13 protein-coding genes are annotated in these 20,957 nt (G+C 70.5%); 8 read left to right on the forward strand and 5 right to left on the reverse strand.

Annotation, left to right across the window (positions count from 1 at the left end; translation table 11 throughout):
- The first annotated feature begins 1 nt into the window (after position 1).
- The 5 genes from FGX59_RS38820 to FGX59_RS20840 all read left to right on the forward strand — a co-directional run bounded on the left by FGX59_RS38820 (position 2) and on the right by FGX59_RS20840 (position 6,039).
- Positions 2-130: a hypothetical protein gene (locus FGX59_RS38820; RefSeq protein WP_255471617.1), complete on the forward strand. Its 129-nt coding sequence runs from the start codon at positions 2-4 to the stop codon at positions 128-130.
- 23 nt (positions 131-153) lie between these two features.
- Complete coding sequence (locus FGX59_RS20825; RefSeq protein WP_138469053.1) at positions 154-1,647, forward strand: aldehyde dehydrogenase; 1,494 nt, start codon at positions 154-156, stop codon at positions 1,645-1,647.
- Positions 1,648-1,750: 103 nt separating this feature from the next.
- The gene (locus FGX59_RS20830) at positions 1,751-3,424 is read left to right on the forward strand and encodes a tannase/feruloyl esterase family alpha/beta hydrolase (RefSeq protein ID WP_138469054.1); all 1,674 of its coding nucleotides are present in this window, start codon (positions 1,751-1,753) and stop codon (positions 3,422-3,424) included.
- Positions 3,421-4,842, forward strand: coding sequence for a hypothetical protein (locus FGX59_RS20835; protein WP_138469055.1), 1,422 nt, complete (start codon positions 3,421-3,423; stop codon positions 4,840-4,842). Before FGX59_RS20830 ends, FGX59_RS20835 begins: the two co-directional genes overlap by 4 nt.
- Before the next feature lie 54 nt (positions 4,843-4,896).
- Positions 4,897-6,039, forward strand: coding sequence for an FAD-dependent monooxygenase (locus FGX59_RS20840; RefSeq protein ID WP_138469056.1), 1,143 nt, complete (start codon positions 4,897-4,899; stop codon positions 6,037-6,039).
- Between the two features lie 292 nt (positions 6,040-6,331).
- Here the strand turns inward: FGX59_RS20840 and FGX59_RS20845 are convergent, their stop codons facing one another.
- Positions 6,332-7,723, reverse strand: coding sequence for an amidohydrolase (locus tag FGX59_RS20845; protein WP_138469057.1), 1,392 nt, complete (start codon positions 7,721-7,723; stop codon positions 6,332-6,334).
- 1 nt (position 7,724) lies between these two features.
- Complete coding sequence (locus FGX59_RS20850) at positions 7,725-8,948, reverse strand: MFS transporter (protein ID WP_138469058.1); 1,224 nt, start codon at positions 8,946-8,948, stop codon at positions 7,725-7,727.
- A gap of 113 nt (positions 8,949-9,061) precedes the next feature.
- On the opposite strand from FGX59_RS20850, the gene FGX59_RS20855 reads away from it, so the two are divergent.
- Positions 9,062-10,969, forward strand: coding sequence for a helix-turn-helix domain-containing protein (locus FGX59_RS20855; RefSeq protein WP_138469059.1), 1,908 nt, complete (start codon positions 9,062-9,064; stop codon positions 10,967-10,969).
- Positions 10,970-11,550: 581 nt separating this feature from the next.
- On the opposite strand, the gene FGX59_RS20860 is transcribed toward FGX59_RS20855, so the two are convergent.
- Positions 11,551-12,441, reverse strand: a complete 891-nt coding sequence (locus tag FGX59_RS20860) for an SDR family oxidoreductase (RefSeq protein ID WP_138469060.1) — start codon at positions 12,439-12,441, stop codon at positions 11,551-11,553.
- Between the two features lie 98 nt (positions 12,442-12,539).
- On the opposite strand from FGX59_RS20860, the gene FGX59_RS20865 reads away from it, so the two are divergent.
- Entirely contained in the window at positions 12,540-13,361 is an 822-nt protein-coding gene (locus FGX59_RS20865) for a helix-turn-helix transcriptional regulator (RefSeq protein WP_138469061.1), read from the forward strand.
- A 1,778-nt stretch (positions 13,362-15,139) separates the two neighbouring features.
- Here FGX59_RS20865 and FGX59_RS20870 read toward each other — a convergent pair.
- Both FGX59_RS20870 and FGX59_RS20875 read right to left on the reverse strand, forming a co-directional pair.
- The gene (locus FGX59_RS20870; protein ID WP_171060750.1) at positions 15,140-17,515 is read right to left on the reverse strand and encodes a methyl-accepting chemotaxis protein; all 2,376 of its coding nucleotides are present in this window, start codon (positions 17,513-17,515) and stop codon (positions 15,140-15,142) included.
- 831 nt (positions 17,516-18,346) lie between these two features.
- Entirely contained in the window at positions 18,347-19,291 is a 945-nt protein-coding gene (locus tag FGX59_RS20875) for an AraC family transcriptional regulator (protein WP_171060751.1), read from the reverse strand.
- Positions 19,292-19,525: 234 nt separating this feature from the next.
- Here FGX59_RS20875 and FGX59_RS20880 point away from each other — a divergent pair, with 234 nt between their 5' ends.
- Entirely contained in the window at positions 19,526-20,956 is a 1,431-nt protein-coding gene (locus FGX59_RS20880) for an APC family permease (protein ID WP_138469064.1), read from the forward strand.
- The last annotated feature ends 1 nt before the right edge of the window (position 20,957 follow it).

Here is a 20,957-nt window from a genome sequence, read left to right on the forward strand (position 1 = left end):
CATCGCCGACGGCTCGATCATGCCGGAGATCACGACGGGCAACACGATGGCGCCCTGCGCGGTGATCGGCGAGCGCGCCTCCGCCTTCCTCCGAGAGGCCCACGGCCTCGCAGCAGACGCAAGCGCGTGAACACGTTCCAAGAGGTACCTTTCATGAATGTCCATGTTCCCGGGCTCTCCACGCCCGCCCAGAGCTTCATCGACGCGGCCCACGGGCTCTATATCGGCGGCGCCTGGACGCCCTGCGACAGCGGCGAGACGATCGACGTGCTCGATCCCGCGACCGGCGCGGTGATCGCCAGATCCGCGGCCGGCGGCGCCTCGGATGTCGACAAGGCGGTCGCCGCGGCGCGCCAGGCCTTCGAGTCCGGCCCCTGGGCCGCGATGACCGGCCTGCAGCGCGGGCGGCTGATCACCAAATTCGCCGAGCGGCTCGAAGAGCTGGCCGACGAACTGGCCGAGATCGAGGCCGTCGACTGCGGCAAGCCCGTCACCTACGCCAAGTATGTCGATGTCGGTCTGACCTCGACCATCTACCACTACTATTCCGGCTGGGCCTCCAAGGTCTCCGGCGAAACCGTCGGCGTGTCGATGCCGGGCGATTTCCATGCCTATACCCTGCGCGAGCCGGTGGGCGTCGTCGCCGCCATCGCGCCCTGGAACTTCCCGCTGGTGCTGACCGCCTACAAGCTGGCGCCGCTGCTGGCGGTCGGCTGCACGGCGATCATCAAGCCCTCGGAGCTGACCCCGCTCTCCACGCTGCGCCTGGCGCAGATCGCCGAGGAGGTGGGCTTCCCGCCGGGCGTCATCAATGTCGTGACGGGCTACGGGCACGAGGTCGGCCAGGCGCTGGCCGAGCATCCGGGCGTCGACAAGGTGGCCTTCACCGGTTCGCTGGAGACCGGGCGCAAGATCGTCCATGCCGCCACCGGCAATCTCAAGCGCGTGACGCTGGAGCTCGGCGGCAAATCCCCGATGATCGTCATGCCCGATGCCGATCTGGAGAAGACCATCCCCGGGCTCGCCCAGGCGATCTTCTTCCACCAGGGCCAGGTCTGCACCGCGGGCACCCGGCTCTATGTCCACAAGTCGATCCACGACCAGGTGCTCGAGGGCATCGCGGAATGCTCGAAGGGGCTGAAGATCGGCCACGGGCTCGACCCCGAGACGACGATGGGGCCGCTGATCTCCTCGAACCAGCTGCAGAAGGTCATGGGCTATCTCGACGAGGGCCGGGCCGAGGGCGCGGAGATGGTGACCGGCGGCGGGCGCATCGGCGAGGCGGGCTATTTCATGGAGCCCACCATCCTGGCCGGGACGACCGACGAGATGTCGGTGTCGCGCAACGAGATCTTCGGCCCGGTGCTGGCCGCGCAGGGCTTCGGCGACGACGATCTCGACGCCATCGCGGCGCGGGCGAATGACAGCGTCTACGGGCTCGCCGCCTCGATCTGGACCCGCGACATCTCGGCGGCGCACAAGCTGGCGAAGAAGGTCAAGGCAGGCTCGGTCTGGATCAACCAGCACAACTTCTACGACCCGGCGCTGCCCTTCGGCGGCTACAAGCAGTCCGGCTGGGGGCGCGAGGAGGGCGCCGAGGCGATCCGCACCTTCACCGAAGTGAAGGCGGTCTGCGCCGCCCTCTGACGCGCGGCCGGGGGCGCGGAACCAGGCGCCGCGCCCCCGGCAGGTTTTCCGTCCGGATGTCCGGACGGGCGGTAACGAGTTTCCAAGTCATCCAAGGACCGACATGACCCTTCGCAGTTCCCTCTTCCTGTCCGGCTTCGCCCTGCCGCTCCTGGCCGCGGGCAGCGCTTCGGCGCTCGATTGCACGGCCGGGGCCGCGGCCGCCCTGGCCGTGCCCGGCGTGACGGTCTCCGCCGCCGTCCCGGCCGGGGACGGCGCAGCGGCCTGCCTCGTCTCGGGCAGCGTCGCCACCAGCGGCGACGGCGCGCCCGACGGGTCGGCGCGCTTCCAGATCCGCCTGCCGGAGGACTGGAACGGCCGCTTCGCGATGATCGGCAATGGCGGGCTCGCCGGGACGGTCTCGGCCTCGGCCAACAAGGCCGACATCGCCTATGCCAATGGCACGGGCTATGTCACCGCGATGACCGATCTCGGCCACGAGGCCGAGAGCAGCCTCGACGCCCGCTTCGCGCTGAAGGAGGACGGCACCCCCGACGCGGCGGCGATCGCCGACTACTACTACCGCGCCAGCCATGCCGTGACCGGGGCCGCCAAGGCGATGGCCGCGGCCGCCTATGGCCGTGCGCCGGACCGCTCCTACCTGACCGGATGCTCGACCGGCGGGCGGATGGCGCAGGTGGCCGCGACCCGCTATCCCGGAGATTTCGACGGGGTGATCTCGGGCGCGCCCTTCATGGACATCTCCTCGATGCTGAAGATCCAGCATTTCCAGATCAACCAGCTCCTGGCCCCGGACGCGCAGCTGCTGCCCGCCAAGCTGCCCGCGATCCAGGCGGCGGTCATGGCGGCCTGCGACGCGGCCGACGGCGTGGAGGACGGGCTCGTCCAGGCGCCGGCCGCCTGCTCCTTCGAGCCCGAGAGCCTGATCTGCACCGGCGCCGAGAATGACAGCTGCCTGAGCGCGCCGCAGGCGAAGGCGCTGCGCGGCTATTTCACGGCGCTGCACACCGATGACGGGCAGCTGGTCTATCCGGGCTATGCGCCGGTGCTCTTCGATGGCGGCTTCTCGCTCTTCCAGGGCGGCCGCGAGGCGGCGGCGGATATCGCCGCGGCCGAGCCCTGGGGCAATGACGGCTTCGCGCCCGCGCCGCTGGAATGGGCCTTCTCGGACCATATCATCCAGTATCTCGTGAAGCAGGACGGCAGCTATAACGTCCGCGATCTGGGCATCTCGCCCGATGGCACGGTGCCGCGCGCGGTGGTCGAGGAGTTCGTCGCGATGACCCGGGACGGCAACGGCTCGGATCTGGCGGCCACGCAGGCTTATCTCGACGGCGGCGGCAAGATGATCTTCTACCATGGCTGGGGCGATCACGCGCTCTCGCCCTTCCGCACGACGCGGTTCCTCGACGACCTCGGCCGCCGCGAGGGCGGGCTCGATGCGCTCTCCGGCAAGGCGCGGCTCTTCATGGTGCCGGGCATGGGCCATTGCAGCGGCGGCACCGGGCCCGACCGGTTCAACACGCTCGCCGCGCTCGAGGCCTGGGTCGAGGAGGGCACCGCGCCCGCCACGCTGGCCGCCGAGAAGCGCGACGGCGAGGGGGCGGTGACCCGCTCCATGCCGCTCTGCCCCTATCCGGCCAAGGCGGTCTATTCCGGCGAGGGCGATGTGCTGGAGGCGGCGAACTGGAGCTGCACCGGCAACAGCGCGCTGCTGGAGATGGGCAGTGTCGGGATCGCGGCCGGGCTCCTGACCGGCGGAGAGCCGACCCAGTGAGGCGGCCCGGGGCAACCGGAACGGCGCGCCTGCCGCGCCCCGGCCCCCCGGCGGCGGGCCTGGCGCTCGCGGTCCTGGCGGCGCATCCGGCGGGGGCTCATGAGGCGGGCGGCGGCTTCATCCTGCTGATGCCGACCGGCGTCTGGACCTTCGGCGCGGCCCTCGCCGTGGCGGCGACCTTCCTGGCGCTGGCCTTCGCCCCGGACCGCTGGTTTGCCGCCAAGGCGCCCGTGCCGGAGACGGCCGCGGCGCCGCGCTTCGGGGCGGCGGATCTGCTCTCGCTCTGCTCGGCGGCCTTCACCGGCTTCCTGCTCTATGCCGCGCTGGCGGGGAAGGATGATCCGCTGTCGAACCCGGCGCCGCTCGCGGTCTGGACGCTCGGCTGGATCCTGATGACCCCGGCCTGCGCGCTCTTCGGCAATCTCTGGCGCGGGCTGAACCCCTGGACCGGGCTCCTGCGGCTCTGCGGCCTGGGCGCCCGGCCGCTGCTGCGCCTGCCTGCGCGGGCGGGCTTTTCCATCGCGGTGCTGCAGCTCGGCTATCTCGTCTGGATCGACCTCGTGTCGCTCCATGCCACCGATCCCGAGCATCTCTTCGCCGCCCTCCTGTGGTTCCTGGCGCTCAACGGCGCGGGCATGGCGGTCTTCGGCATTGCCGACTGGACCCGGCGGGCCGAGCCGCTGCATGTGGCCTTCCGGCTGCTATCGGCGCTCGCCCCGGTCGGGATCGCGCATGGCCGCCCGGTCTTCCGCCTGCCCGGGGCGGCGGCGACGGAACGCCCGCCGCTGGCCCCGGGCGAGGTGCTCTTCATCCTTGTCCTGCTGGCCTCCGGCACGTTCGACGGGCTCTCCTCGACCTTCCGCTGGCTCGGGCTGATCGGGGCGAACCCGCTGGAATTCCACGGGCGCTCGCAGGTGATGCTGCCGAATTCGACCGGGCTCGCCGCGGCGGTGGCCTGCCTGGCGGCGGTCTTCCTCGGCGCGCTGGCGCTCGGCAACTGGCTGGCGCGGACGCGGGCGCCCCTGGCCGAGCTGGCCGGGCGCTGCGCCTGGTCGCTGCTGCCGATCTACGTGGCCTACATGCTGTCGCATTTCGCGACGCGGCTGGTGATGGATCTGCAGTACCTGTGGAAGACCGCCTCCGACCCGCTGGGGCGCGGCTGGGACCTGTTCGGGACCGCCGGGCATGCCGCCAGCGCGTCGCTCTTCTCCACCAGCTCGGGCGTGGCCCTGATCTGGAGCCTGCAGGTCGCCGCGATCACCGCGGGACATGTAGCGGCGGTGCTGATGGCGCATGCTGCCGCGCTGCGCTGCTACGGCAGCGGACGGGACGCGCGGGCCGCGCAGCTGCCGCTGGCCGCGATGATGGTCGGCTATACCTGGCTGGGGCTCGCGCTGCTGGCGGCGCCCCGGATCTGACAGGCCGGAATTCGACAGACCGGACCCGCGGGTCCGCAAGGCAAGGACGACGACATGGACGACATTCAGAGGATCGACATTGCAGTGGTGGGCGCGGGCCTCGGCGGCGCGGCGGCCGCGGCGCTTCTGGCCAGGGCCGGGTTCTCGGTGCACAGCTTCGAGCAGGCCCCCGAATTCACCCGCCTCGGCGCCGGCATCCATATCGGCCCGAACGTCATGAAGATCTTCCGCCATCTCGGGCTCGAGGACCGGCTGGCCGCAATCGGCTCGCATCCCGGCCACTGGTTCTCGCGCGACGGCATGACCGGCGAGTACCTCTCCGAGATCCCGCTGGGCGAATTCGCGCTGAAGGAATACGGCGCGCCCTACATCACCATCCACCGCGGCGACATGCATGCCGTCCAGATCGCGGCGCTCGATGCCTCGCGGGTGCATTTCGGCCATCGCCTGACCGGGCTCGAGGACCGCGGAACCGACGTGCTGCTGTCCTTCGAGAACGGCCGCCAGGTGGCTGCCAGCCTGGTCATCGGCGCGGACGGCATCAATTCGATGATCCGCGAGACGCTGCTCGGCCCCGAGAAGCCGCGCTATTCCGGCTGGGTCGGGCACCGCGCGCTGGTCGACATGGAGAAGCTGCGCGGCTCTGGGCTCGCGCATGAGCGCTGCGTCAAGTGGTGGTGGGAGAAGTCGCGCCACATCATGGCCTATGCGACCAAGAATGACGGCTCGGAATACTACTACGTGACGGGCGTGCCGGAGGCCTCCTGGGATCACGCCGGCAGCTTCGCCGAGAGCTCGCGCGAGGAGATGGAGGCGGCCTTCGGCGGCTCGCACTCGATGGTCCAGGCGCTGATCGACGCGACCGGCGCGGTCACCAAATGGCCGTTCTGGAACCGCGATCCGATGGGGCTGTGGTCGCGCGGGCGGCTGGTGATGATCGGCGATGCCTGCCACCCGATGCGGCCGCACATGGCGCAGGGCGCCTGCATGGCGATCGAGGATGCCGCCATCCTCGTGCGCTGCCTCGAGCTGACCGGGATGGAGGACTACGCCACGGCCTTCGGCCTCTACGAGCGCGCCCGCAAGGACCGCGCGACCAAGGTGCAGACGATCTCCAACGCCAATACCTGGCTGAAGGAGCCCGAGGACCCGGCCTGGGTCTATGCCTACGACCCCTTCGCCGTCGAGCTGGCCTAGAAGGCGCGTCGCCGGTCTTTTCCGCGCGGGCGGCGTCAGGCCGGTCCCTGCGGCCGGACGCTGACGGGCGCGGGGCAGGGAGGCCGGGCGCCCCGGCCGGAGGCCCGGTCCGCACTGGCGCCCGTGCAGGGGCCGCCCTCGCTGGCGGTCCGCGTTCCGGATGGCGCCGTCGCGGTGCATTCTCGCCGACGGCCCTGCGCGGCCGCTGGAGTGCACAGAGCTGCCGCGCGGATTGGCCCGGAACCGCGCCCGGCGGATGCGGCGCCGCCCGGGCGGGGCGGCGCCCATGGGATCAGCGCAGGCGCTGCGGTGTCGCCTCGGGCGGGATCAGCGGCACGTAGCGCTCGCCGCCGAGCTGCGCGGCATGCTCGCGCCGCGCCGCGCCGAGCAGCTCGGGATCGGTCAGCGCCCGGACCGCGGAGGCCGCCAGCACCTTGCCCGCCTGCAGCATGCCCTTATGGGCGTAGCCGCTCGTGCCCTGGCTGACCATCTGCCAGGTATGGGGCGGCGTGCCATAGGCTTCGGTCGCGACATAGACCTGCCCCGTCGGCACCAGCCAGCTGACATCGCCGACATCGGTGGAGCCGTGCAGGAAGGCGGGCTCCTCCTCGAACGGGTTCAGCTCCTCCGAGAGGATCTTGCCGCGCTTCGCGATGCGGGTCCGGACCTCGGGCGCGAAGGTCTCCTGGATGCGGGCGGCGAAGTCCTTCTCGCTGTTGGAGAAGGCGGCGGTGCCCAGCTGCTCGAACTGGGCATGCATCATCCGCGCCAGCGTCACGTTCGGCACGAGATCGGCAGAGGCGGCGTCGAAGGTGATCTCCAGCTCCGTGCCGGTCATCAGCGCGGCGCCGCGGGCGACGTCCTTCACCCGCTCGGTGATCTCGCGGACCTGGTCCATGCGCGGCGCCCGCACCTTGTAGAGCACCTGCGCCTGCGCCTGCACCACGTTCGGCGCGCGCCCGCCGGCATCGGTGATCGCGTAGTGGATGCGCCCGTCCTGGATGATGTGCTCGCGCAGGTAGTTGGCGCCGACATTGGTCAGCTCCACCGCGTCGAGCGCCGAACGGCCCAGATGCGGTTCGAACCCGGCATGGGCGCTGGTGCCGCGGAAGGTGAAGTAGAGCTGGTTCGTCGCCAGCATCCGCGCGTTATAGGCCAGGTTCTCGTCCCAGGGATGCCAGGTGAAGGCCGCGTCGACCCCGTCGAAGAGCCCGGCGCGCGCCATGTAGGCCTTGCCGCCGCCGCCCTCCTCGGCCGGGCAGCCGTAGAAGCGGATCGTGCCCCCGAGCCCCAGCGCGTCCTTGCAGGCCTTCAGCGCCAGGATGCCCGCCAGCGCGCCGGTCCCCAGGAGGTTGTGGCCGCAGCCATGGCCGTTGCCGCCGGGCTCGACCGGCGCGTGCCGGGCGACGCCGCCCTGCTGGCTGAGGCCGGTCAGCGCGTCGAACTCGCCCAGGATGGCGACCACCGGTTCGCCCGCGCCGTAGCTGGCGACGAAGGCCGTGTCGATGCCCCCGGCCTTGCGCGCAACCTCGAAGCCGGCCTCTTCCAGCGTGTCGGCCAGCAGGGCGGCCGAGCGGGTCTCCTCGTAGCGGATCTCGGCGAAGGACCAGATCCGGTCCGAGATCGCGGTCAGGGCGGCGGCATTCCCGGCGACGCTGCGCTCGATGATGTCGATATAGGTCATGTCAGGCAGCTTGCTCCGTGCCGGTCTTTGCGTGGATGGCGGGGAAGGTCGCCGCGATTGCCAGGATCACCAGCGCGCAGGCGACGATGACGCTGAAGGCGATGCCGTAATTCTGTCCGGTCGCGGCCAGCACCCAGCCGATCAGCATCGGCGAGGCGAAGGAGCCGAGCTGCGCCAGGGAGTTGATCAGCCCGGTCGCCGTGCCGACGGAATTCGACGGGAAATGCTTCATGATGGTGGTGAAGACGCTGATCGAGATGGCGTTGAGGAAGACATTCGATACGGTCAGGTAGGCGAAGGCCACCGGGATCGCTTCGGCCTGCGCCATCAGGTAGATGCAGACCGCCGAAACCGCCGCGCCGATGCAGATCAGGTACTTCTCCTTCTGGTGGAAGACCCGGTCGAGCAGCCAGCCGCAGGCCAGGAAGGAGACGAAGCCCATGGTCGGCGGGATCATCGAATAGACGCCCATCTCCATCATGCTCATGCCCTTCACCTTCACCCAGTAGGAGGGCAGCCAGGACTGCAGGCCCCAGAAGACGATATTGGTGAAGAAGTAGCAGCCGGCGATCTTCCAGGTCAGCATGTTGCCCAGCAGCGCCTTGATCCGCTGCTTCTCGGACTGCTTCGGCGCGCCGTCGCGGGCCGCCAGCGTCTGCGCGCGCGGCGGCATGATGCAGTAGAGCGAGATCGACATCACGATGCCGACGAGGCCCAGCACGGCGAACATCATCCGCCAGCTATGCAGGGCGATGAGGCCGGTGATGACGACGGAGCCGAGCGCGAAGCCGACCGAGGCGCCCGATTGCAGCACGGATTTGGCACGCGCCATTTTCGATTTCTCGAAATTCTCGGTGATCGCGACCGAGCCCCCGGCCGGGAAGACCGCCTCGCCCGCGCCGGTGAGGGCGCGGGCCACGGCCAGCCCGGCGGCAGTGCCGACGAAGCCGCAGGCGACGGTGCCGAGCGACCAGACCGCGACGGCCGAGGACAGGACCCGGCGCGATCCCAGCCGGTCGACGAGATAGCCGCCGACGAGCTGCGTCATGGAATAGGCGAGGAAGAAGGCGGAGATGATCATCCCCTGGCGGTCCGGGGGAATGCCGAACTCTTCGCTGATCGGGATGATCGCGATGTTGATGGCGGTCTTGTCGAGGAAGCCGACGACCCAGCAGAGGAACAGCATTCCTATGATGACGTGGCGGCGCTTGATTTTAGAGAGCATGAGCGACCCTGTTGCGTTGGTTTTCCCTGCTCTGTGACGGTTTTCCAGGGCAAGCTATGGAGCTTTCTCCATAATGATGCATAAAGTTATGGGGAACCACACATGGCCCGATAATGCAGACCGATTTCCTCTCCCATCCGCTGCTGCGCGATCTCGCGCCTGCCGCGGGGCTGGCAATGACCCATCGCGACGTCGCGGCCCGCGCCGATCCGGCCGTCGCGATCACCGCCTCCGGGGCCGATGGCGGCGGCTGGCGCGTCCTTGCCGATCACTCCTACCACTCTGGAAGGGCGACGGAATTCAGCTTTGAGGCCACCGATCCCGCGGCGGTCTGCGCGGCGATCGAGGCGGCGGTGCAGGCCGCCGTCATCGACCATCAGGGGCGGATGCTCTCGATGCTCGCCACGATCAATGCCGAGGTCATCAACTCGCTCGACGGGACCGAGATCGTGCGCAACGTGCTCGGCGAGGTGCGCCATGTGCTCGGGGCCTGCGACTCAGGGGTGCTGCGGCTGCTTGATGAAAAAAGCGGCTATCTGGAACCCGTCGCGCGGGAGGGGCTGCCCGAGGACTACCGCCAGTACCGGCTGCTGCCCGGCGAGTCGATCTCGGGCGAGGTCTTCTCGACCCAGCGCCCGGCGCTGGTGAACGGCCGCGGTGCGATCATCGCCGCCCATCGCGTCATGCGGCCGGAAAGCCAGTCCTTCATGGACCGCTCCGAGATCGCCAATGCGCTGATGTGCGTCCCCGTCGTGACCGAGGGCCGGTGCCTCGGCACGCTGACCACGCTCAGCTTCTCGCCCGGGGGCAGGTTCGCGCCCTTCGACCTGGCGATCCTCAAGGCGCTGGCCGCGCAGATCGCCATCGGCTACCGCCGCTCGCAGAGCTACCAGGAGGCGCTGGCCACGGCCCGCCGGCTGGAGGAGGCGCGCCAGGCGCTGACGCGCAAGAACCGCGATCTCGACCGCGCGGTGTCGCTGCACGAGACGCTGCTGCGCATCTTCGCCGCGGAAACCGGGCTGGCGGCGCAGCTCGATGCGGTGGCCGAGCTCTACAGGGCGGCGTTCCGCTTCGAGAGCGTCCTCGGCCATGCGCATCGCAGCGGCGGCTGGTCCGACGCGGACGAGGAGGGCGCGCTGGTCCAGACGGTCGAGGCGGCCGGGCTGGCCGTCGGCCGCTTCCTCGTGCGCAGCGAGGGCGATGCGGGCGTGCTGCGCAGCCTCTTCGGCACGGTGGCCGCCTTCACCGCGCTGGAATTCATGCGCAACCTGTCGCAGCTCGACCTGCTCAACGCCCGCAAGAGCGACTGGTTCGACGCGCTGGCCGCCAGCGGCGAGCGGCCCCGGCCCCAGTTCGGCTTCTCGCCCGAGCGCCATGTCCAGGTGATCGCCGCGGCGCTGCCCGGGGACCGCTCGATGCTCGGCCCCTACCGCGTGCTCTCCGGCCTCCAGGCGGCGCTGCCGGCGCGCAACGCGCTGGCCTTCCACCGCGATGACCGGCTGGTGCTGGCGCTCTCGGCCCCGACGATGGCGGCGCTGGAGCGCAATCTCGCCGCAGCCGCACGCGCCGCGGCGGAGATGGACCTGCAGATGGGCGCCAGCGCTGCGCGCGATGACTGGGCGACGCTGGGCGAGGCGCTCGACGCGGCGTCTCAGGCGGCCGCGGCCCAGGCGCGGCGCGGCCGGGCGGGGCTCCTGCGCCATGGCGACATGGGGATCGAGCAGCTTTTCGCCGGCCGCAGCCGCCGCGAGATCCTGGCCTTCAGCCGCCAGGTGATCGCGCCGCTGGCCGAGCCGAAGCATCGCCAGCTGCACGAGACGCTGCAGCGCTATGTCGCCGAGGGGAAATCCGCCTCGCGGACGGCGCAGGCGCTGAACATCCATCCCAACACGCTCTACCAGCGGCTGCAGCGGATCGAGACGCTGCTGCGGCGCAGCCTGTCGGACCCGGCGGACTACACCTTGCTCAGCCTCGCCTGCCAGCTCGAGGCCGATTACGCCGCGCCGCCGACCGAGGACTGAACCGGCGCCCCTCGGGCGCCGGGCTCTCCGGCAAGTCCTGCTGCGGTGTCCGGCGGGCTTCCGGCCTGGCGAGGCTCCGGCCCGGCGCGCGGCGGCTGTTCCCCCGTGGCGGTCCCCGCGGTGTTCGGGAAGTTCGCGGCGGCGACCGCAACTCCGGCGTCCCGCCCCGGACGGATGTGCCGACGGGCCCCGGGGAGGAAGGCTGATCCGGACCTGCCCCTGTCTCCGATCCGGGCTTTGCCGCGATCCGCATCGCAGGGCCTTGCCCGTGTTTGCCGGGCGGAAGCGCCGCCGGTCCATGGGGAGCGGTGAGCCCGCGCCGTCGTCAGCCGGGGCCGCTGGAAGCCGGGATCATCCGGTCGGCGGGCACGTCGCGCGACCGGCCGGACAATGACAGGCGGATGGCGCGCGGGGCCGCTCCGTCGGATGGGCTCCGGCTCTGCCGCAAGATGTCAGGCGTCGCCGGCCGGCCGGACAGGCGCCGTTCCCGAGCAGGCCGCCCCCGGAACGCGCATCCGCCGGGCCCATGGAGCAAGCCGGATGCAGGGACGGGAGCGCTCGGCGATGCGCCGGTGCCCGGCTCAGGCCGCCGCGTCCCGTGCCCGCAAGTCGGCCAGCAGGTCCGGCCCCGTCGGCTCCCAGCCGAGCCGGTCGCGGGTCCAGGCGCTGCTGGCAGGCATGTCGAGCCGGGCGAAGCCCGCGAACCAGCCCATCTGCGCATCGGCCTCGGCGGCTGCGAGCGAGACCAGCGGCAGGCCCAGCCTTTCGGCCAGCGCCCCGGCCACTGCGCGCATCGGCACGCCCTCCTCGGCGACGGCGTGATAGCGCGTGCCGGGCGCGCCCTGGTCGAAGGCCATCGCGTAGAGCCGCGCGACATCCGAGACATGGGCCGCGGGCCAGCGGTTCGTCCCCTCGCCGATATAACCGACGGCCCCCGCCTGCCGGGCGATGTCGGCAAAATAGCTGATCAGCCCCTGCCGGTTGACGTCATGCACCTGGGGCAGGCGCATGACCTTTGCGTTCACGCCCTGCTCGAGCAGTTTACCGGCCGCAATCTCGGTTGCCACGCGCGGATTGGGATGGGCCGTGTTGCAGACCGCCTCCGTCGCGGGCCGGCCGTCCCCGGCATCGCCCATGCCGGTGCCCGAGGTGACCATCAGCGGCCGGTCCGAGCCCCTGAGCACCTCGCCCATGGCCGCGATCACCCTTGCGTCCTTTTCGCAATTTGCCGCGAAATTCGAGAAATCATGGTCGAAGGCGGTGTGGATCACCGCGTCGCACTCTGCCGCGCCGCGCGCGACCGTGCCGGGATCCTCGAGCGTCGCGCGAAAGGGCACGCCCCCCGCGGCGGCGATCGCGGCGGCGCCCGCATCCGAGCGGGTCATGCCGAGCACCTCATGGCCGCGGGCCAGCAGTTCCGGCAGGATCCGGGTGCCCAGGAAGCCGGTGGCACCTGTCAGGAAGATACGCATCTGGGACTCTCCTTGATTGTCCGCAGAGGGATATCGGCCTAAGCTCTATCCTGTTAAATGAGTGACTTTATCGTGGTATAGAAACCAACAGGATCGCCATGCCGAAAGACGATAACGGGCTGGGCCAGTTCCTGCGCGACCGCCGCACGCGGCTCGACCCGGCGAGCTTCGGCTTCGCCGCCGGGCGCAGGCGCACCCCCGGGCTGCGCCGCGAAGAGGTCGCGCTGCGCGCCAATATCAGCCCGACCTGGTACACTTGGCTGGAACAGGGGCGCGGCGGGGCACCCTCGGCCGATGTGATCGACCGCATCGCCCGCGGGCTGATGCTGACCGGACCCGAGCGCGAGCACCTGCATGTGCTGGCCTTCGGCCATCCGCCCGAGGCGCGCTACCAAGCCGAGGACGGCATCACCCCGCGGCTGCAGCGGGTGCTCGACGCGATCCCGGGCGGACCCGCGATCGTCATCAACGCGACCTGGGACGTCCTTGCCTGGAACCGGGCGGCCGCGCGGCTGCTGACGGATTACGCTAAGGTGCCGGAGGCAGAGCGCAACGTGCTGCGGCTGGTCTTCTCGCGTGCCGGGCAGGCCGCCAACGGCGCCGACTGGATGGACGTCGCGCGCTATCTCGTCGGCACGTTCCGGGCCGGCGTGGCGCGGGCCGGGGCCGGGACGGACGTCGCGCGGCTGGTCGAGGACCTCTCGGAGCTCAGCCCGGTCTTCCGCGATCTCTGGGCCGAGAACGCCGTGGCCGCGCGCGGCGACGGCATCAAGCGGCTGCATCATGCCGATCTGGGGTTGATCGAGATGGAGTTCTCCACCTTCACGGTCGACGGGCGTGCCGATCTGAGCCTGCTGGTCTACACGCCCGCCAATCCCGGCACCGCCGCGCGCATCCGCAGCTATCTCGCTGCGCGCTGAACGCGGGCGGCTGCCGCCGAAGCCGCAGCGCCGACAGGCAAAGCGCATTCCGGCAGCAAGGCCGTCCGGGGGCCGGGCCGCCGTCACACGGGGTCCGTGCCCCGCCGATCTGCCTGCGTCTGTCTCTGGCCGGGCTCGTCGCGGATATAAGCGCTCGCGGCTTCACCGGCGCGCCTGCGGCTGCGATCGGATGGCGGCATGGCTCCCTGCGAGTCCTTCTCCTTGTGCGCAGCGCCCGCCGGCATCAAGGAGCGCATCTCGTGCAGATGGCGTTCTGCGCGCATCCTGCCGAGCGCTCTGGCGGCGATCGTTCCGAAGAAAAGGGCTTGGCTGGTCAAGAAGCAGGGGAGGGCCGGTCGCGGCAGCCAGCCGGGCGGGGTCTTCGGTTTCCAGCTTCTGCTGGGTCATGATGCTGGTCGGCGCGGCGCTGTCCCGAGCGCGCTGCCAAGCGGGGATTTGGACCTGCCGAGATCGTTGCCGAAATACGGGCGCAGTCGATGCCGATCTCCTTGTCGGCCGTTCCGGCGGTCGCGGTTCGGGCCTGTCATGCAGGACAGCGCGGGACCGGGACTGCGCCCGCAGGTTGCAGCAAGCGTCGGCTATCCCGGGAGGATGAGGCATGGCGGGGGGGGGGCGATCGGCATGATGAAGGCCGGAACGGCAAGCACCAATCAACACGTGGCGACGTCGGCTTCTTTCCCGGCCCGGTGCATGCCGCCGCCTGCAAATGCCGCGTCAGCCGCTGTCCGGCCCGTCGAAACGGCCTTCATTGCGGATGAGAGCGGCAAGGAGCCGGTCGGCACCGCCATGCAGAGGCGCAGGTCGGCATCGTCCTGTTGGGCAGGACGAAGACGGTAGGCGAAGGGAGGGCGCCGCGCTCCGCGGGAACCGGAACCGGCCAGGTTGCCCCCTGCGGCACGCCGCAGCAAGGCGTCGGAGTTCCGCCTCTGAACCGCTCTGCGCATGCCGGAACGCAGAGCCGCGCGGCCCTTCGTGTTCGACACTGGGCGCCGACGCCGCAGTCGAGCTCAGCCGTGGTGCAACAGAGAAAGAACAGTTCCAGCTGTCGAAGCTTGTCCCCAGCCGGATCTGCCTGTTGCCCGGCGCGCCCGGGCTGTTCCTGCTGCGAGAGGATGCTGGAGGCGCCCGGCGCGGGGACCTCGCCAGCCGGGCAGGCCGCCTGCAGCCCATGCATTTTCCCGCGCCGGTTTTCCGGCGGGACTGGGAGGAGGATCACTCGGCGGCGCGATCACCTGCGGATGGTGGCCGCGCGGCGTCCCGATCGCACATGTCGCGTCAGGGCCGGGGCGCGAGGGGCAGAGCAGCACGACCGCCATCTTCGCACGGGCTTCCAGCCAGATGGCGGTCGCCATCCTCGGCCCTGGCTTTCGGAACCCGACCAGCGCCGGGCGAGTGGCCATGAAAAGCCGGCTGCGGTGCGAATTGCCGGGAAATCGCCCTGTTGCCTGCGGCACGGCCCTATTCCAATCGGTTGCCCCGGGCGATGACGTTAGGCTATGGAATGTCCCGCACCTTTCGCGGCTCTCTTTTTAACCGCCAGCGCAAAGCCGGAGGACGAATATCCTGATCGCGCCCTTGCGCGGAAGGATGCGGTCCATGGGCGGAGACCGAAATCTGATCGGAGGGACATGGCCGGAGGCATCTGCCACTGGTCCGGGTCGGCGCATGCCGACAGTCTCTGCTGCGCCTGTCGCCTTGCAGGGACAGGCGCAAGGGAGGGAGCGGCATCTTCAAGGCGGCCCTCTGCCAAGGCAGGTCTAGCCGGCCTCGCGCATGCCCTCGGAGGCAGGCGCCGCGCCGCTTCCCAGCTCGAAGATCCGGATCGCCTCGGCAAGGCTCTGGGCCTCGCCCTGCAGCGATGCGACGGCCGCGTTGGTCTCCTCGAAGATGGCGGCGTTCTGCTGCGTGGTCCTGTCCAGCTCCGACGTGGCCGTGGTGATCTCGCCGATTCCGCCTGACAGCTCGGAGGCGGATTGCGCCATGGCGCGGATCATCTCCGCCACCGTCGTGATCCCCTGGACGATCTCGGTCAGGGCCGCGCCGGAAGCATCGACCATCTCGACGCCCTGGCGGACATTGCTGTCCGATGTCTGCACGATCCCGGCGATTTCGCGGGCCGCCTCTGACGAGCGCTGCGCCAGGCCCCGGACCTCGGAGGCGACGACGGCGAAGCCGCGCCCGGCTTCCCCGGCCCGTGCCGCCTCCACGCCGGCATTCAGCGCCAGCAGGTTGGTCTGGAAAGCGATGTCGTCGATGACCTGCAGCACCTTGGCGATCGCCGCCGAGGATCTCTGGATCTCGGCCATCGCGCCGACGGTCCGGGTCACCACGTCCTGGCCCTGCGCGGCCTTGACCGAGATCGTCTCGATCGTGCCTCCGGCATCCTTGGCGGCGGCGGCCGCCTGGGTCACGGTGGCCGACATCTCCTCCAGTGCGGCGGAGGTCTCTTCCAGCATGGCCGCGTTCCGCTCGGTCCGGCGGGCGAGGTCGTCGGCCGTGGCCGCGATTTCGCGCGCCGAGCCGTCCACCGACCCGGAGGTGGACGCGATGCCCGAGAGCGTCTCGCGCAGGGTGTCGTTGGTCCGGTCGACGGCTTCGGCGATTTCGCGGAAGACGCCGGAGAAATGCCCGGGCATCCGGTAGGTCAGATTGCGCCCGGCCAGATGTTCTAGCGCGGCCGTCACTGCGCCCAGGCCCTCGTCGGCCGCCTCGCCGACCCGGTTCGTGCCGCGGCAGATCTCGGCCAGCAGGCCGGTCTTGCCCTCGAGGTCGATGCGCTGGGAGAAGTCGCCCTCGGCGCAGGCCGAGACCACGCGCCCGATCTCCTCGGCCACCGCGCGGTCGGCCGCCGCCTGCTGCTGCTGCTCGGCGCGCTCCCGCTCCGCCCGCTGCGCATCCTCGGCGGCGCGCTGCCGCTCCTTCTCCGCGATCTCCGCGCGGGTCGCAGCCTCGCGCTGTTCGGCCTCCCGGGCGGCCTCCTCCGTTGCCTTCTGCCGTTCGAGCACGTCGCGGAAGGTCACCAGCGTGTCGCGCAGATCGCCCAGTTCGTCCCGGCTCTCCCAGGCGGGCAGCGGCGCCGAGAGGTCGCCCTCGGACAGGGTCCGGATGCTGCCGGTCACGTCTTCCAGCCGGGTCACGAAGCGCCGTTTGACGAGGAAGAAGGCGGCAAGCGCGAAGACCACCTGAAGGAGCGCCGCCACCGCCACGCCAGAGGTCGTCGTCGCCTTGGCACTGGCGAGCATCGACAGACCGGTATTCATTTCCTCGTGGAGATCTGCCGCGAGCCTGGCGGATTCGGCCCGGAACTCGGCATAGACGGCGTCGAAGCGCTCGGCAGCCTCGCCGCTCTGCGCCGCCACGAGCCGGGCCGTCTCGTAGCGTTCGGTCGCAGTGCGTCCGAACAGCGCCATGTCGGCGAGGAGCTCCGCGAGCCCGGCGGGCGGAGACGCGCCGCCAAGCGTTCCTGCAAGCTCCGCCGCCCGTTCGATGTCGCCCACGGCCATCGAGAAATCCTCGCCCGCGTCGCCGCCCAGCACCTCTTCGACTTTCAGGTGGCCCAGGGTGACGAGGAACAGCGCCTGCCCGATCGTCTTCTGCGCCAGGGTGCTGTCGACGGCGGGCAGGGCCGAGATCGAGGTGAAGGCGTCCGTGATCCGGTCGAACAGCGCGTCGAAGGTCTCGTCCGCGCCGGAGCCCGCCCCCTGGCGGTTCGCGGCTCCGTCGATCCGCTCCCGGGCCTGTTCGCGCAGGGCATCCAGCTTGCCGTCCAGGGTCTCCATATCGGCCTTGATGGTGCTGGCGCGCGGCGGCGGCAGGACCAGGCCGTCGGCTTCGCCCCCGTTGATCATCGCATGCAGCAGGGTGTCGCCCAGCTCGAACGCGGCCCAGATCTCGGCATCGCCGTTCTCGCTGTCGCCGCCCAGGAATTCCTCGAGATGCAGATGCGCCTTGGCGATGGCCTGCTCGATCCGCATCGCCGTCTCGATCTGCGGCGCCAGCCTGCTGCCGACATGGTCGCCGACCGCCGAGAGCCGTCCCGACTCCCAGATGGAGAAGGCTCCGCTGAGGATCGTGATGCCGAGAAACAGCCCGAATCCGAGCTTTACCTGGCTTGAAATTCTTGCACTCGCCATACTTACCGCCCTGCAGTCCTGTCCGGAACGTCGCCGCAAAGGGTGAAGATTCATTTTCCCGCGCCGGCCCGGCCGGTCCGGGGGAACGGAAAACGCTGATAAATTGATGTATTTCACGGCGCCGGGACTGGCGGACGCTGGCGCGGGACGGGCGGAACGCGCTGAGAGAAGGCTCTTGGGCGCCGTTGGAGATCAAGGCCCGGCACGGGCGGAAGGTCGCTGGCAAGCACTCGCAGATGGAGGCGGCGGCCGTCGCCGGAGAAGCGGCCAGCGGGACCCTCCTGCTGGCCGCTGGGTGGAGATGACGGTGACGGCCCTGGCGGCGCCGTCTTGCGGCTGCGGAGCCTTCGATGCCCGGACCGAGGGGGCGATGTCCGCCAGATCGGCGATCTCCCGGCGGGGCTTTCGGCGGCTCGGCCTTCCGGTGCTGGCGGGCGGCAACGCTCGGAGTTCGGCAATGGATGGCGGTCGGGACCGAGCCTTTACTCCGTGGGGCAGATCGCAGCAGCCCGCGGAGCGGCAGGCCGCGCCAAGGTCGGCAAGCCATCTTCCGCGGGGGCCATGCCAATCCCGTGGCCGCGCGCCGAGTGCACCGTTTCCGCGCCGGTCCGCCTTGGGCGCAGGGGAGTTGCAGGCGCGGGGCCGAAGGGCAGTTTCCGGCCCGAGGTGAGGCGATCCCGGGCCGGCGGGGGCCGGGGACAAGAGCGCCGCTGTGCCATGCTCCCCCGGTGCCTCTCCCGAGCCTGGCCGCGCCGCCTGGCCTTGGCTGCACCGGCGCCGGGCGGTTCCGTCCTTGTTCCCTTTCCGTCCCGCGGCGAGGAGGCGGGCGGGTCAGCTGTCCTCGGGCATGGCGGGGCCCGCCTGGCTCGGGCTGCGGCCTGTCCATCTGCGATAGGCGCGCCAGAAGGCCGTGCCATCGGCATAGCCGAGCGCCTCGGCCACGGTCTCGACGCGCGTCCGGCCGTCGCCGAGAAGCTGCTCCGCCCGCTCCTGCCGCACGGCCTGCAGCAGGCCGCTGAGCGTCGCGCCCTCCGCCGCAAGCTGCCGCTGCAGCGACCGCCGGGAGGTCCGCAGCAGCCCCGCCATCATGTCGAGATCGATCGGCCGCGCGCCGAGATTGAGCGCGATCAGCGCGCGGACCTGCTCGTGCACCGAGAGATCGCGATGCGCCTCGCCGAGCAGCCCCGCGAGATGCCGGTCGATCAGCTCCAGCATGTCGGGATCCTCCTCGCGGCGCTGCCGCGCGGCCTCCCGCCCGTCGAGGACCAGCATGTTCGCGGGGCGGGAGAACAGCACCGGCGCGTCGAACCAGCGCTCGACCTCGCCCTGCGCCGCGGGGGCGGGGTGGGAGAAATGCACCTCGAGCGGGCGCCAGCGCAGGTCGAAGCCCTTGCGGATCAGGCTGCATATGCCGGCCAGGGTGAATTCGCTGTCCTGCCGCGCGGGCGCCACCTGCGGCGCGGTGATCATGTAGCGCAGGCACAGATCGCCCTCCGCCTCCTCGAGGCTCACGAGCGTGCCGCTCTGCAGTGCCGCGCTGAACCGCACCAGGCTGTCGAGGCCGCGGCGGATGGTGGCGCATTGCGCGGCGCGCAGCCCCATCGGCCCGAAACTGCCCGGCCGCACCTGCGCCCCCAGCCGCAGTCCCAGATCGGGATCGCCCAGATGCGCCGCCGCATCTTCGAAGAGGCCCAGATAGGCGGGCAGGGGCACGGGGGCATAGCGGTCCTGCAGCACCCGCGAATCGATGCCGTGGCGCTGCAGAAGATTTCGCAAACCGCCCATATCATCATCGAAGAGCGCGAAAATCGGCTCAAGAATTATCGCCCTGACGGACAGGAATTCCGGCAGCGGTCCGGTTCCGGTCGACATTCTGCACGGATCCCCGTTCTGAAGCGCCATCTGGCGCAGACTATCGGATTCATGGCGCGGGCTGCAATGGCCCGGACGGCCCCCCCTGGCGCTAACCGAGTCCCATTCACGGCAAACGTGCAACAGGGACAACAGAACATGACCGACATGACCGGCGAGAGCCGACTCCAGGGCAATTCCATAGGCCTTGCCCATATCGTCTTCTTCGTGGTGGCCGCCGCGGCGCCGATGACCGCGGTGGTGGGGGCCACGCCCCCGGCCTTCGCCTTCGGCAATGACGCGGGCGTTCCGGGCGCCTTCGTGCTGGCAGGCGCGCTCTACCTGCTCTTCTCCGTCGGCTACACGGCGATGACGCCCCATGTCACCGGCGCGGGCGGGTTCTTCAGCTACATCTCGCGCGGCTTCGGCGGCGCCGCCGGGATCGCCGGGGCGGTGATGGCGCTCATGGCCTATTTCGCCATCCAGATCGGCATCTACGCGCTCTTCGCCGTCTTCATGTCGGCGACGATGGCGCCCCTGGGGCTCGACCTGCCCTGGTGGGGCTGGGCGCTGGCGGTGCTGGCGGCGGTGGTCTTCTTCGGGCGGCGCAACATCGCGATCTCCGGCCGCATCCTCGGCGCCTGCATGCTGGCCGAGCTGGCGATCCTGCTGCTGCTCGACGGCGCGATCATTCTCAATGGCGGCGGCCCCGAGGGGATGAGCCTGGCGGGCTTCCGCCCCTCGGAGGTCTTCGCCCCCGGGCTCGGCGTCTCGATGGTCTTCGTGCTCGGCGCCTATGTCGGCTTCGAGGCCACCGCGATCTTCGCCGAGGAAGCCCACCGCCCCGAACGCACCATCCCGCGCGCGACCTATGTCGCGGTGCTGCTGATCACCGGCTTCTACGCGCTCTCGACCTGGGCGATCTCGCAGCATTACGGCCCCTCGGGCGTCCGCGCGGCGGCCGGGGCATCGCTCGAGGGCTTCTATTTCGACGCGGCGGCCGAGCTTCTGGGCCCGTGGTCGGTGCAGGTGATGAACCTCCTGCTGCTGACTAGCCTCTTCGCCTGCCTGCTGTCCTTCCACAACACGCTGAACCGCTACTTCTACACGCTGGCGGCCGAGAGCCTGCTGTGGCGGAAGATGGCGCATGTCCATCCCGCGCACGGCTCGCCGCATGTCGCGGGGCTGGTCCAGGCCGGGCTGGTGGCGGCGATCCTGGCCACCTTCGCCCTCGGGCGCGCCGATCCCTACACGGTGGTCTTCTCCTGGATGGCCGGGCTGGCGGTGCTGGCGATCCTCGCCACGCAGATCCTCGTCTCGGCCTCGGTCATCCGATTCTTCCTCCGGGACCGCCGCGGCCGCTCGCCCCTCGTGGTGCTCGCCGCCCCGGCGCTGGCAACGGCCGGGCTGGCTGCCGCCTTCGCGCTGGTGGGCGCCAATATCTCGATGCTCACCGGTAGCGACAGCGCCATCGTCCTGGCCTTCCCGCTCCTCGTGATTGCCACCGGCCTGGCCGGCGGGCTCGCCGCGCTGGCGATCCGGCGCCGCGATCCGGCGCTCTATGCCGGGCTCGGCCGCGGCCTCGACTGAC

It is taken from the genome of Poseidonocella sp. HB161398, from assembly GCF_005870025.1.
GTDB lineage: Bacteria > Pseudomonadota > Alphaproteobacteria > Rhodobacterales > Rhodobacteraceae > Mangrovicoccus.